This is a genomic window from Faecalimonas nexilis (assembly GCF_059731825.1).
Genome location: NZ_AP029189.1, coordinates 1,542,082 through 1,555,361 on the forward strand (window position 1 = coordinate 1,542,082; position 13,280 = coordinate 1,555,361).

Below are 13,280 nucleotides of genomic sequence, written 5' to 3' on the forward strand. Positions count from 1 at the left end.
AGTGGAAAATAGACGAAAAATAGGAACGAACTATGAGAGGCTTGCAGGAAAATATCTGGAAGCACACGGATATCAGATTATAGAATATAATTTCAAATGCAATGCAGGGGAAATTGACATCATTGCAAAAGATCAGGAGTATCTTGTCTTTTGTGAAGTGAAATACAGAAGGACGGCGAGAGCAGGTTACCCGATGGAAGCAGTATCACTGGCGAAGCGGCGAAGAATTTCAAAGTGTGCACAGTATTACGTTTATAAAAATCAGTGGCATGAGATGCCGTGCCGTTTTGATGTGGTAGGTATTTTGGGAACAGAAGTACAGCTTTTAAAGAATGCATTTGATTTTGTGGAGTGAAAGATAGAATATGAGTATAGGGTTTTCATATAAAAACGATGAAAAAATTTTTACGGAAAAAGTAGAAAATGGTGTTCCGTATTTGGAATACCCACTTCTGGCAGACACCGGATTGGTCCGTCATGGATTTTCGACAAGACTTGGGGGCGTCAGCGAAGGTGTTTGCAGTACGATGAATTTAAGCTTTTCAAGAGGGGATGACGAGTCGGCTGTCCGGGAAAACTATCGGAGGATGGCAAATGCAATCGGTGTAGAGGATGATAGTTTTGTGTTTTCCATGCAGACACACACGACAAATATTCGCGTTGTCACGTCAAAAGACAAGGGAAAAGGCTTGACTACACCGCTTGACTATTCGGATGTGGATGGTCTTGTGACAGATGAACCGGGACTTTGTCTGACAACATTCTATGCGGATTGTGTCCCTTTGTTTTTCTTGGATCCGGTGAAAAAAGTGATCGGTCTAAGTCATTCCGGTTGGAGAGGAACTGTCGGGAAAATAGGGAAAAAGACAGTGGAAGTGATGCGAAGCGAATATGGATGTCATCCAGAAGATATCTTGGCGGCAATCGGACCGTCTATCTGTCAGACGTGTTATGAAGTAAGCGAGGACGTCATTGATGCGTTTAGACAAAATTTTCACCAGCAGTACTGGGAGAAACTGTTTTATAGGAAAACAAATGGCAAATATCAACTGAATCTTTGGAAAGCAAATGAGTTGATATTGGAGGAAGCTGGGATTTTGAAAACACATTTGGCTGTGACGAACTTGTGCACGTGCTGCAACCATGAACTGTTGTTTTCACATCGGGCATCCAATGGAAAGAGGGGAAATTTAGCAGCATTTTTGGCATTGAAATAGGAGGTATATATGATATTACTGGCAGATACAGTAGGAGATGGGGCAGTTACAAAAGAAGTGACGGAAGCTACATCGGAGGCAGTACAAGAAGTCGGAAAGTTTGCGGAATATGTGAATGATAATATTCCGGAACTGATTGGTTTTGGAGTGCGCGTGCTTCTTGCGCTGGTTGTATTTTTTATTGGAACAAAAATTATCAAGCTGCTTCGGAAGATTGTCAGACGCTCTTTACAAAAATCAACGGTAGACAAAGGAGTAGAGCAGTTTGTCGATTCGATGTTAAAGTTTGTATTGTATATTATTTTGATTTTTTCAATTGGAAGTAATTTTGGCATCGACACGACATCGGTAGCGGCATTGCTGGCATCCGGAGGTGTGGCAATTGGTCTTGCTCTGCAAGGCGCACTATCGAACTTTGCAGGCGGTGTTTTGATTTTGATTTTGAAACCATTTGTAGTGGGAGATTATATTATTGAAGACACGAATAAGTGTGAAGGTACTGTAAAAGAAATCCAAATTTTTTATACAAAACTTTCCACTGTTGACAACAAGACTATTGTAATTCCGAATGGTGCATTGGCAAATAACAGTCTTACCAATGTGACTGCAAAGAATGAGCGGAGAATGGATCTTTTGATAGACATATCCTACGAAGCAGATCTTAGAAAGGCAAAACAGTTGATTGAGCAGATCCTAATGGAAGAGGAAGCGGTATTAAAAGAGGAAGAAGTGTTAGTGTTTGTAGATAGTCTTGGGGCAAGTTCTGTAGTGATTGGAACAAGATCATGGGTGAAGACGGAGGAGTATTGGCCGACGAGATGGAGGCTGCTAGAAAGAATTAAGCTGACAATGGACGAAAATGGTATTGAAATACCTTATCAGCAGATGACTGTGCATTTACCGAAAGAAGAGGCTAAACAGTAAATTTTTGAAAAAAGTGTTGCATATTTTTGAAAATGCGATATAATAAAGCTTGTGATTTGTTTTAATCACTTGCTGAAATAGCTCAGTTGGTAGAGCACTTCACTCGTAATGAAGGGGTCGTCGGTTCAAGTCCGATTTTCAGCTGACTAGATTAGAAGTACCGTAACTTCAAGGGAAATCAGTATTTCCAAGAGGGTGCGGTACTTTTTTGTTTAAATGTTTACATGAATGGAGAAGGAGGCAAACAATATGAGTCGAAAAATGCTTTTTTTTGACATTGACGGAACACTTGTGGCAGAGGGAACACATTACCTTCCACAAAGTGCGGTGAATGCAATTCGCAAGGCAAGAGAAAATGGGCATTTGGTGTTTATCAATACGGGACGAACGAGATTTAGTATTGATGATTTTTTAGAAGAGATAGGTTTTGATGGTTATGTCTGTGGATGCGGAACGGCAATTTATGTTGGAGAAAAGACGATTTTTAAAAATACACTTACAAAAGAATATTGTAGGGAAATTATTAAGATGTTAAGAACATGCAATATCACAGCGGTGTTTGAGGAGGAAAATCGTGTGTTCTTTGATGAAGAGCTTCCAGATCATAAAATTCTTCATGATTTAAGAGCAAGGTTCGGTACGAAAGCATTTGATATTCCAAAGTCGCTGGAAGATGGAGAAATTTTATTTGATAAATTTGTAGTATGGGTGAATACAGTGAGTGACTATAAGATGTTCTACAACTATATTTCAGAGAAATTTGATTGTATAGACAGAGGCGCTGGAATGTATGAGATTGTTCCAAAGGGGATTTCGAAAGCGTCCGGTATTCAGATGCTTATGGATTATTATGGAATTTTGCTGGAAGATTGCTATGCGTTTGGAGACAGCACGAACGATCTTCAGATGCTTCAGTTTGTACCAAACAGTGTTGCGATGGGGAATAGCATGAAAGAGATTTTTCCATATTGTGCGTACCGGACTGCAGATTTGGAAGATGACGGGATCGAAAAGGCATTAAGACATTATGGAATTATTTAAAAAATAAGATGAAAAAACAGAGTGCAAGAAGTTGCAGAAATACTTCTTGCACTCTATTTTGATAGTTAGAACTTTTTTAAATACCATTTTTCCAACAGATTAATCAAAGCATACAGCCCCATAGCCATAATACACAAAAGTACAATTGACATGAGTAGCCAGTCTAGCTTAAAGACCTGACTGGAGTAGATAATCAGGTATCCGAGACCATTTCTTGCCGCCAGAAATTCTCCGATAATGACACCCACAAGACATAGACCGATATTGACTTTCATATTGCTGATGATAGCGGGAATGGAGCTTGGCAGTACTACTTTCATCAGTGCATGGAATCTGTTCCCGTGGAGCGTGTAGATCAGTTTGATTTTTTCTTTGTCAGCGTTGATAAATGTTGTGTATAGGTTCAGGATGCTTCCAAAAATTGCGACAGACATGCCGGCGACAATGATTGTAGTGCGAGTTGCACCAAGCCACACAATTAAAAGTGGTGCAAGCGCAGATTTTGGCAGACTGTTTAAAACGACAAGAAACGGTTCTAATATTTCGGAGAGTTTTGGACTGAACCATAAAAGAATTGTCACAAGAAGACTGCACAAAATGACGAGAAAAAAGCTGACAAGTGTCTCGTAAAGTGTGACTGTGATGTGCAGAAAAATACTTTTATCACAGACCATAGACCAAAAACAGGCTGCCACTTTTGAAGGACTGCTGAAAATAAAGGAATCAATAAATCCTTTTGAGGCAGTGAATTCCCAAATTCCCAAAAACAAGATGAGAATGAGAAAACGGGAACTGTGAACAATGCGCTTATGCTGTCTCTTTTTTTGCAGAAAATTTTGTTGGGAGACAGAAGTCTCACTCATTGCGGTTCAACTCCTTCCAAATGAGATTAAAATAGGTTTTGAATTCGGGTGCATTTCGTCTGTGGAGCGGCGTGTCTTCTTCGAGAGAGAAGGACAAAGGGATTGTCTGTTGTACGGTGGCAGGTCTTTCGGAGAGAACGATTACCCGGTCTCCCAGGCTGATTGCCTCGGAAAGATCATGTGTGACGAGGATGGCTGTTTTTTGTTCTTTTTTGATAATCTGTCCAATGTCATCTCCTACAGTGAGCCGAGTCTGATAATCAAGAGCTGAGAAGGGCTCATCTAATAGAAGAAGATCCGGTTCCAACACGAGAGTACGGATTAAAGCAGCGCGCTGTCTCATGCCTCCGGACAGTTCAGATGGTCTTGCGTTTGCGAAAGATTCCAGACCATATTGTTCCAACAACTGATGTGCTTTTCTGCGTGTGCGGGCGGTGAGCATATGCTGGATTTCTAAACCTAGAATGACATTGTTATAAATCGTTCGCCATTCAAACAGATGATCTCTTTGTAACATGTATCCAATATTTGTAGTGCTTTCTTTTAATTGTTTTCCATTGATTAGTATTGTTCCGCTTTCCGGAACGAGCAATCCTGCAATGAGTGACAGCAACGTGGATTTTCCACAGCCTGAAGGACCGACAATGCTTATGAATTCCCCCTTTTTCAGGAAGAAAGAAAGGTCTTTTAGTGCAGGTGTTTCTCCTTCTGTATTATGATAAGAATGACTGATGTTTTTCAGTTCAAGAACATGTTCCATAATGCGCCTCCATTTCATATATATCTATTTTATGTGAAAAGGGGAAAAGGGTGCTTGCTAGAAGTAAGAGAAAATAGTATAATCAAGCCTGTGAGGTTACGTGGAAAAGGTGAAAAAGATGAATTATCAAAAAGAACTGGAAAAGCTGATTGTAAAGCTTGAAAAAGAAGAAAAAGTGCCGAGGCTTTTGCTGCACAGCTGCTGTGCACCATGTAGCAGTTATGTCTTAGAGTATTTGAGCAATTATTTTGACATTACTGTTTTCTATTATAATCCTAATATTTTTCCGGAAAGTGAATATACAAAAAGGATTTTAGAACAGCAGATGCTGATCGGAGAGATGAAAGGAAAGCATCCAATCTCTTTTGTTGCGGGCAATTATGACAGGGAGAAGTTTTATGAGCTCGCAAAAGGCTTGGAACACTTGAAAGAAGGCGGAGAGCGGTGTTTTAAGTGCTATGCGCTCCGATTGGAAGAGACAGCGAGAATGGCAAAGGAAGCGGAATTTGATTACTTTACGACGACGCTTACAATCAGTCCAATGAAAAATGCGGAAAAGCTGAATACGATTGGCGCAAAAATAGGTGAAAAATATGGCGTGAAGTATTTACAGTCAGATTTTAAAAAGAAGAATGGATACAAACGTTCCATTGAGCTTTCCAATGAATTTGGACTTTACAGACAAGATTACTGTGGGTGCGAGTTTTCTGTCAGAGACAGGAAACAAGAAAGCACCGGAATCAAGAAAAAATAAACGAAAGAAGGGGACAATATGGCACAGTTATGGGGCGGTCGTTTTACAAAGGAGACGGATCAGCTGGTTTACAATTTCAATGCATCGATTTCGTTTGATCAGAAATTCTATGCACAGGATATGAGAGGAAGTATTGCGCATGTGAAGATGCTCGCAAAACAAGGGATTTTGACCGAGGATGAGCGAGATCAGATCATTGCGGGAATCGAAGGGATTTTGAGTGATGTGGAACGAGGCGTACTTGAAATTTCGGATAAATATGAGGATATTCACAGCTTTGTGGAGGCAACACTTATTGATCGTATTGGAGAACCGGGCAAGAAACTGCATACAGGAAGAAGCCGGAATGATCAGGTTGCACTGGATATGAAACTGTACACAAGGGATGAGATTCAGGTGTTGGATGGACTTTTAAAAGAATTACTGGAAGTTCTTCTTCATATCATGGAAGAAAACACCGAGACATTTATGCCGGGATTCACACATCTTCAAAAAGCACAGCCGATTACACTTGCGCATCATATGGGGGCATATTTTGAGATGTTCCGACGTGATCGTTCCAAACTATACGATATTTACCAAAGGATGAATTATTGTCCGCTTGGTTCGGGAGCACTCGCCGGAACGACATACCCTCTTGACAGAGAGTATACTGCCGAACTTTTGGGATTTGCCGGACCTACATTGAACAGCATGGATTCTGTTGCGGACAGAGATTATGTAATTGAGCTGATGTCAGCATTGTCTACGATCATGATGCATTTGAGCCGTTTTTCGGAAGAGGTGATTATTTGGAATTCGAACGAATATCAGTTTGTGGATATTGATGATGCCTACAGTACGGGAAGCAGCATTATGCCACAGAAAAAGAATCCGGATATCGCAGAATTGGTTCGAGGAAAGACAGGACGTGTCTATGGGGCATTAATGTCGATTTTGACAACGATGAAAGGAATTCCGCTTGCTTATAATAAAGATATGCAGGAAGATAAAGAGTTGGCATTTGATGCGATTGACACAGCAAAAGGATGCCTTGCATTGTTTACAGGGATGCTTCGAACGATGAAATTCCGCAAGGAGAATATGGAAAACAGTGCAAAGAATGGGTTTACCAATGCGACAGATGCAGCGGACTATCTGGTAAATCATGGTGTTGCATTCCGCGATGCACACGGAATTGTAGGACAGCTTGTGCTGTACTGCCTGGAAAAGGATATCGCGTTGGATGACATGACACTAGAAGAATTTAAGGCGATTTCACCGGTTTTTGAGGCGGATATCTATGAGGCAATCAGCATGGAGACATGCGTCAATAAACGTATGACGATTGGCGCGCCTGGAAAAGAAGCGATGGAAAAGGTAATTGCCATCTATGCAAAATATTTGCAGGAATGCGAAAAAACACTTGCATAATCAATTAAAATGCGATAGTATATTTCGAGTAAACACATTTGTTTGCGTGAGAAAGACTTTTGGAAATGAGGAGATAATTATGGAACAGAAATTGAGAGTTGGAATTTTAGGAGCAACAGGTATGGTTGGACAACGTTTTATTTCTCTGTTGGAAAATCATCCGTGGTATGAAGTCGTGACAGTGGCAGCGAGCCCGAGATCAGCAGGAAAGACTTACGAAGAAGCGGTTGGGGATCGTTGGAAAATGAAGACACCAATGCCGGAGGCAGTGAAAAAATTAGTTGTTGCCAATGTAAATGAAGTAGAGAAAGTGGCTGCAGATGTTGACTTTGTGTTCAGTGCGGTGGATATGACAAAAGAAGAGATCAAAGCGATTGAAGATGCATATGCAAAGACAGAGACACCGGTTGTTTCAAACAATAGTGCGCACCGTTGGACAAAGGATGTGCCGATGGTAGTTCCAGAGATTAATCCAGAACATTTTGAAGTAATAGAAGCTCAGAAAAAACGTCTTGGAACAGAAAGAGGATTTGTGGCGGTAAAACCAAACTGTTCGATTCAAAGCTATGCTCCGGTTCTGACAGCATGGAAAGAATTTGAGCCGACAGAAGTAGTGGCAACTACATATCAGGCAATCTCAGGGGCAGGAAAGACATTCAAAGACTGGCCAGAGATGGTAGAAAATATTATTCCGTTTATCGGTGGTGAAGAAGAAAAAAGTGAACAAGAACCACTTCGTATCTGGGGAAAAGTAGTTGATGGAGAGATTGTAAAAGCGGATGGACCGGTAATTACAACTCAGTGTATCCGCGTACCGGTTTTGGACGGACATACAGCAGCTGTATTTGTGAGATTTGCAAAGAAGCCAACGAAAGAGCAGCTGATTGAAAAGCTTGTGAACTTTAAGGGACTGACGCAGGAATTGGAGCTTCCAAGTGCGCCGAAGCAGTTTATTCAATACTTAGAGGAAGATAATCGTCCACAGGTACAATTGGATGTCAATTTTGAAAATGGTATGGGAATTTCGGTAGGACGTTTGAGAGAAGACAGTGTATACGATTTTAAATTTGTCGGACTTTCTCATAACACAGTACGTGGCGCAGCAGGTGGTGCAATCCTCTGTGCAGAGACACTGACTGCAAAAGGATATATCAAAGCAAAATAAATAAAAATAACATTTGGCGGGGAAGAAGGTTCTTCCCTGCCTTGTTTCTCTTTTTATCCACGGGAGAGGCATTGACGGCAGAGAAAGGAAACCAGGATGGGAAAATCAGTATACATAGCGGAGAAGCCAAGCGTGGCACAGGAATTCGCAAAAGCATTAAAATTGAATACGAGAAAAAAAGACGGATATCTGGAATCTGATGAGGCGATTGTCACATGGTGTGTTGGACATCTTGTGACAATGAGTTATCCGGAGGTGTATGATGAGAAATATAAAAGATGGAGTCTTGAGACGTTGCCGTTTATGCCAAAAGAGTTCAAATACGAGGTGATTCCGAACGTAAAAAAGCAGTTCCAAATTGTGAGTGGCGTGTTGAATCGACAGGATGTGGATACGATTTATGTGTGCACTGACTCCGGGCGTGAGGGGGAATATATTTACCGTCTGGTGGAACAGATGGCAGAGGTGAAAGGAAAGAAAAGAAAACGTGTGTGGATTGATTCCCAGACAGAAGAAGAGATTCTTCGTGGAATCCGTGAAGCGAAAGATCTGGAGGAATATGATAACTTATCCGCATCAGCGTATCTGCGGGCAAAAGAAGATTACCTGATGGGAATTAATTTCTCTAGACTTCTGACGCTGAAATACGGCAATAGTATCTCAAATTATCTTGGTCACAAATACACAGTCCTTTCTGTCGGGCGTGTTATGACATGCGTACTCGGTATGGTAGTGAGAAGAGAGCGGGAAATTCGGGAATTTGTAAAGACGCCGTTTTACAGAGTGCTCAGCAGCATTTCACTGGAAGAAAAGAATTTTGATGGTGAATGGAAGGCAGTGAAGGGTTCTAAATATTTTGAGTCATTGGATCTTTATAAGGAAAATGGCTTTAAAGAGAAGGTGAAGGCAGAAGAACTGATTGCCTATTTAAGCGATGGAGAACCGCTTACTTGCACAGTCACTGCAATTGAAAAAAAGAAAGAAAAAAAGAATCCGCCACTCCTTTATAATCTGGCAGAGCTTCAGAATGAATGTTCCAAACGATTTAAGATCAGTCCGGATGAGACACTTCGGATCGTCCAGGAACTGTATGAAAAGAAACTGGTGACGTATCCGAGAACGGATGCCAGAGTGCTTTCGACAGCAGTGGCAAAAGAGATTCACAAAAATCTGAACGGTCTGTCCAAATATGATATGGCATCTCCTTATCTGAAAGATATTGTTGCGTTTGGAAGTCATAAAGGCTTAGAAAAAACAAGGTATGTCAATGACAAGCAGATCACAGATCACTATGCAATCATACCGACCGGTCAGGGGCTGCAGGCATTGAATAGTGTATCACATACTGCAAGGCAGGTATACGACACGATTGTCAGAAGGTTTTTGAGTATTTTCTATCCTCCGGCTGTTTATCAGAAAGTCAGTATTACAACCAAGATCAAAGAGGAAAGCTTTTTCTCCAATTTCAAGGTTTTGGCAGAGGAAGGATATCTGAAAGTGGTCGGGACCGGAAATGCGGGTAAACAGGATTCGGAAAGTGACATGGACATGAACTTTTTTGAACTGCTTCAGACAGTGAAAAAAGGAACGGTGTTACCGGTAAAGGAATTGACAATCAAAGAAGGAGAGACTTCGCCACCGAAGAGATACAATTCGGGGTCGATTATTCTTGCGATGGAGAATGCGGGGCAGCTCATTGAAGATGAGGATTTGCGCGCCCAGATTAAAGGAAGTGGTATCGGAACGAGTGCAACCAGGGCAGAGATTCTGAAAAAGCTGATTCATATTAAATATTTGATGTTAAATAAAAAAACACAGATCATTACACCGACGCTGCTTGGAGAAATGGTTTTTGATGTAGTGGAACATTCAATCCGCTCACTTTTGAACCCGGAACTTACTGCAAGTTGGGAAAAAGGACTCACCTATGTGGCAGACGGCGAGATTACATCGGATGAGTATATGATGAAGCTGGAACATTTTATTAACAGTCGTACGCAAGGTGTTTTGCGGTTGAGTAATCAGTATCAGCTGAGAGGCTGTTACGATAAGGCGGCAATATTTTATAAAAAAGAAAAACAGACAAAGAAGGGGTAAATTGAAATGGAACAATTAACAGTAAAATCACTTTATAATTTGAAGGAGACAATTGCGAGAGATATTTTTGAAGGAGTGACTTATCCATGGGAGGTTCTTCCGAAAATCAGTTCTTTTATTTTAGAACTAGGAGAGACGTTATCGGAAGAGGAGTATGAAAAAGTCGGTGAGAATGTATGGATTGCAAAATCGGCGACAGTAGCGCCGACAGCTTACATCAATGGACCGGCAATTATTGGGAAAGACGCAGAAGTGAGACATTGTGCGTTTATCCGCGGTAATGCAATTGTTGGGGAAGGAGCTGTGGTAGGAAATTCTACAGAGCTTAAGAATGTAATTCTGTTTAATAAAGTTCAGGTTCCACATTATAATTATGTAGGGGACTCTGTGCTTGGATATAAGTCTCATATGGGGGCTGGCTCGATTACTTCTAATGTGAAATCGGATAAGACATTGGTGACGGTAAAGACACCAAAAGGAGCGATTGAGACCGGACTTAAGAAATTTGGTGCCATGCTTGGCGATGAAGTCGAAGTGGGATGTGGAAGTGTATTGAATCCGGGAACAGTTGTGGGAAGTCATACAAATATTTATCCGTTGTCTATGGTCAGAGAATTTGTACCTGCAGGCAGCATTTATAAAAAACGTGGAGAAGTAATCGAGAAATACGAAAAATAAATATTGACAGTCGGAATAGTCTTGTGTATCATTGTATTAAATCTATAGTACAGATATACAAGACTATTTTTGATGAGGAGGAATGAAGATGCTTGAGATACAAGGACTGAGTAAAAAATATGGTGATTATCTGGCGGTGGATCATGTCAGTTTCACGGTGCCGACGGGAAAGATAGGAATTTTGCTGGGACCAAACGGAGCAGGAAAATCTACGATTATCAAAAGTATTGCAGGTTTGCTCAGGTATGAAGGTGGAATCGGAATTCAGAAGATGGAAGCACATAGCATGGAGGCGAAAAAGATTTTCGCCTATGTTCCGGAATTGCCGGCAATGTTCGATGCATTGACTGTAAGAGAGCATATTGAGTATGTAAGAAAAGCATATGACAGCAACATAACAGACCAAGAGGTGGAAGCAATTCTGACACGATTTGAGTTGGAGGATAAACAGGACAAATTAGGGAATGAGCTTTCAAAAGGAATGATGCAGAAAGTTAGTATTTGCTGTGCGCTGTGTATCAAGCCACAGGTGATTCTTTTAGATGAGCCGATGGTTGGACTCGATCCAAAAGCGATCAAAGAATTAAAAGAAGTGATTTTAGAATTGAAAGAAAACGGAGTTACGATATTGATCAGTACTCATATGCTGGAGATGGTAGAGAATATTTGGGATGTGATGTTTGTGATGGAAAAAGGCCATATTATTGGTTCTTACAGCAAAGAAGAAGTTGGAGATAAAGAACTCGATGCTCTGTTCTTTGAATTGACGGGTGGTGAAAAATAATGAAAGCATTATTGTATATGTCAAAAAGAAAATGGATCAACAAATTAAAGCAGCTAAAGAAAAAGCCGGTGAACCTGATACTTAGCATTGTTTTGGTAGCCTATTTTATTTTTTTGATCACAGTTTCAGTTACGGCTTTAGTAAAAGCAGATTTTCAAACACCATATTGGCTGCTGGCGGCATTGACGGTATGGGGACTTTACAATTTTTTTATTAACTTTGCGACTTATGCAAAACGAAAAGGTGTCATTTTCTATCCAAGCCATGCACATTTTATTTTTACGGCGCCGATTCGCCCCAAAATAATCTTGCTCTATGGCGCAGGATATAATTTTTTGATGACTTTGATTGTGAGTATGGCATTTGTACTTGCTGCAATTCTTGGATTTCATCTTCCGCTTTGGAAAATCGTATCACTGTTTATAGTTCTTGCAGGGGTTGAGTCGGTACTGGAAGGCAGTATTATTATTGGTTTATATGCCAATGAACGATTTTCGCAAAAGACGACTGTTATGCTTACGCGCATGATCTATGTTTTACTTGCAGGTATTACGCTGTTTGGAATTTGGTATTTTCGAACAAAAGGATTTTCGCTGGAAAGTATTATCAATCTGATTGATTTTCCGGGATTGCAGATGCTGCCGATCATTGGATGGAATATTGCAGTTTTTCGACTGATTTTGCTTGGACCTACAACTCTTAATCTTGTATGCAGTGGTTTGTATCTTTTGACTGTAATTGTTATGGCTGTAGTGGCAGTCAAAATGAAATGCAATGGTGGATATTATGAAGATGCGGCAAAATTTGCGGATGATTATGCAGAGATGAAAGCGCGAAAAAATAATGGTGAGATGGTTATGTCCATCGGCAAAAAGAAGAAATTCAAAAGAGCCTCAGTCGAATATAAAGCGTCCGGAGCAAAGGCTATTTTTTACAGACAGTTATTGGAGTATAAAAAAGAAAAATGGTTTATCTTTTCATATATGACATTGTTTTGCATTGGTGCGGATATTTTGTTTTTAAAGGTGATTGATGTTTCGGAATTTGGATCAAAAAGTGCAGTTCTTTTGGGAATTGTGGCCTATCTTGCCATTTTGACAGGAGGATATCTTGGGAAATGGGATAAAGAATTGAAAAATCCGTATCTGTTTCTACTCCCAGATTCTCCGGCAAAGAAAATGTGGTACGCGACTGTGATGGAACATGTGAAAGCGGCGATTGATGGAGCGATTTTGGTGCTTCCGCTTGGGATTGCATGGAAAGTTCATCCGTTTCACATAGTCAGCTGCTGGCTGATCTATGTGTTCCTTCAGGCAATTAAGTTATATACAAAGGTACTGATCGATTCGTTTTTGAGAAACTCTTTGGGAGAAACAGTAAAGCAGCTAGTTCGATTGGGAGTCCAAGGGGGAATTATAGGGATCGGAGTGCTCCTTGCTGTGGTTGCAGTTGTCTTACAGAATTTCAATTTTGCCTTTTTCGTAATTTTAATTTATGGTATGATAATGGCAGTGGTGATTGGACTGTTGACAGTGTCAAGGTTCGCCATCATGGAACAATATGATTAAAAGAAAGAAGGGATCA

13 protein-coding genes and 1 tRNA gene are annotated in these 13,280 nt (G+C 40.6%); 12 read left to right on the forward strand and 2 right to left on the reverse strand.

Features of this window, described 5'->3' with window-relative positions; genetic code table 11:
- The first annotated feature begins 1 nt into the window (after position 1).
- The 5 genes from AC6I5B_RS07770 (at position 2) to AC6I5B_RS07790 (ending at position 3,182) form a co-directional block, all read left to right on the forward strand.
- Positions 2-355 (forward strand): YraN family protein, encoded by a 354-nt coding sequence (locus AC6I5B_RS07770; protein ID WP_004613901.1) that lies wholly within the window; start codon positions 2-4, stop codon positions 353-355.
- A gap of 10 nt (positions 356-365) precedes the next feature.
- A complete protein-coding gene (gene pgeF, locus AC6I5B_RS07775) occupies positions 366-1,217 on the forward strand; it encodes a peptidoglycan editing factor PgeF (protein WP_004613900.1) in 852 nt (283 codons plus the stop codon).
- A gap of 9 nt (positions 1,218-1,226) precedes the next feature.
- Positions 1,227-2,141: a mechanosensitive ion channel family protein gene (locus AC6I5B_RS07780; protein ID WP_004613899.1), complete on the forward strand. Its 915-nt coding sequence runs from the start codon at positions 1,227-1,229 to the stop codon at positions 2,139-2,141.
- A 71-nt stretch (positions 2,142-2,212) separates the two neighbouring features.
- Positions 2,213-2,285 (forward strand) — tRNA-Thr (locus tag AC6I5B_RS07785).
- A 105-nt stretch (positions 2,286-2,390) separates the two neighbouring features.
- Positions 2,391-3,182 carry an HAD family hydrolase gene (locus AC6I5B_RS07790; protein WP_497773724.1) on the forward strand — a complete coding sequence of 264 codons (792 nt, stop codon included), beginning with the start codon at positions 2,391-2,393 and terminating at the stop codon, positions 3,180-3,182.
- A 65-nt stretch (positions 3,183-3,247) separates the two neighbouring features.
- Here the strand turns inward: AC6I5B_RS07790 and AC6I5B_RS07795 are convergent, their stop codons facing one another.
- Together AC6I5B_RS07795 and AC6I5B_RS07800 are read right to left on the reverse strand one after the other, a co-directional pair.
- Positions 3,248-4,045, reverse strand: a complete 798-nt coding sequence (locus AC6I5B_RS07795) for an ABC transporter permease (RefSeq protein ID WP_004613897.1) — start codon at positions 4,043-4,045, stop codon at positions 3,248-3,250.
- Positions 4,038-4,805, reverse strand: a complete 768-nt coding sequence (locus AC6I5B_RS07800) for an ABC transporter ATP-binding protein (protein WP_022250915.1) — start codon at positions 4,803-4,805, stop codon at positions 4,038-4,040. The genes AC6I5B_RS07795 and AC6I5B_RS07800 overlap by 8 nt, the downstream gene beginning before the upstream one ends.
- Positions 4,806-4,923: 118 nt before the next feature.
- Here AC6I5B_RS07800 and AC6I5B_RS07805 point away from each other — a divergent pair, with 118 nt between their 5' ends.
- From AC6I5B_RS07805 to AC6I5B_RS07835, 7 genes are all read left to right on the forward strand, one after another.
- Complete coding sequence (locus AC6I5B_RS07805) at positions 4,924-5,559, forward strand: epoxyqueuosine reductase QueH (RefSeq protein WP_044987825.1); 636 nt, start codon at positions 4,924-4,926, stop codon at positions 5,557-5,559.
- An 18-nt stretch (positions 5,560-5,577) separates the two neighbouring features.
- Positions 5,578-6,972, forward strand: coding sequence for an argininosuccinate lyase (gene argH, locus AC6I5B_RS07810; protein WP_004613894.1), 1,395 nt, complete (start codon positions 5,578-5,580; stop codon positions 6,970-6,972).
- Positions 6,973-7,051: 79 nt separating this feature from the next.
- On the forward strand, positions 7,052-8,137 hold the full coding sequence (gene asd, locus AC6I5B_RS07815) for an aspartate-semialdehyde dehydrogenase (RefSeq protein WP_497773725.1): 1,086 nt from the start codon (positions 7,052-7,054) through the stop codon (positions 8,135-8,137).
- Positions 8,138-8,233: 96 nt separating this feature from the next.
- Positions 8,234-10,234: a DNA topoisomerase III gene (gene topB / locus AC6I5B_RS07820; protein ID WP_022250918.1), complete on the forward strand. Its 2,001-nt coding sequence runs from the start codon at positions 8,234-8,236 to the stop codon at positions 10,232-10,234.
- Between the two features lie 6 nt (positions 10,235-10,240).
- A complete protein-coding gene (locus AC6I5B_RS07825) occupies positions 10,241-10,912 on the forward strand; it encodes an acyltransferase (RefSeq protein ID WP_004613889.1) in 672 nt (223 codons plus the stop codon).
- An 88-nt stretch (positions 10,913-11,000) separates the two neighbouring features.
- Positions 11,001-11,696, forward strand: coding sequence for an ABC transporter ATP-binding protein (locus AC6I5B_RS07830; RefSeq protein WP_022250919.1), 696 nt, complete (start codon positions 11,001-11,003; stop codon positions 11,694-11,696).
- Entirely contained in the window at positions 11,696-13,264 is a 1,569-nt protein-coding gene (locus tag AC6I5B_RS07835) for a putative ABC exporter domain-containing protein (protein WP_117787208.1), read from the forward strand. The genes AC6I5B_RS07830 and AC6I5B_RS07835 overlap by 1 nt, the downstream gene beginning before the upstream one ends.
- Positions 13,265-13,280: the final 16 nt, after the last annotated feature.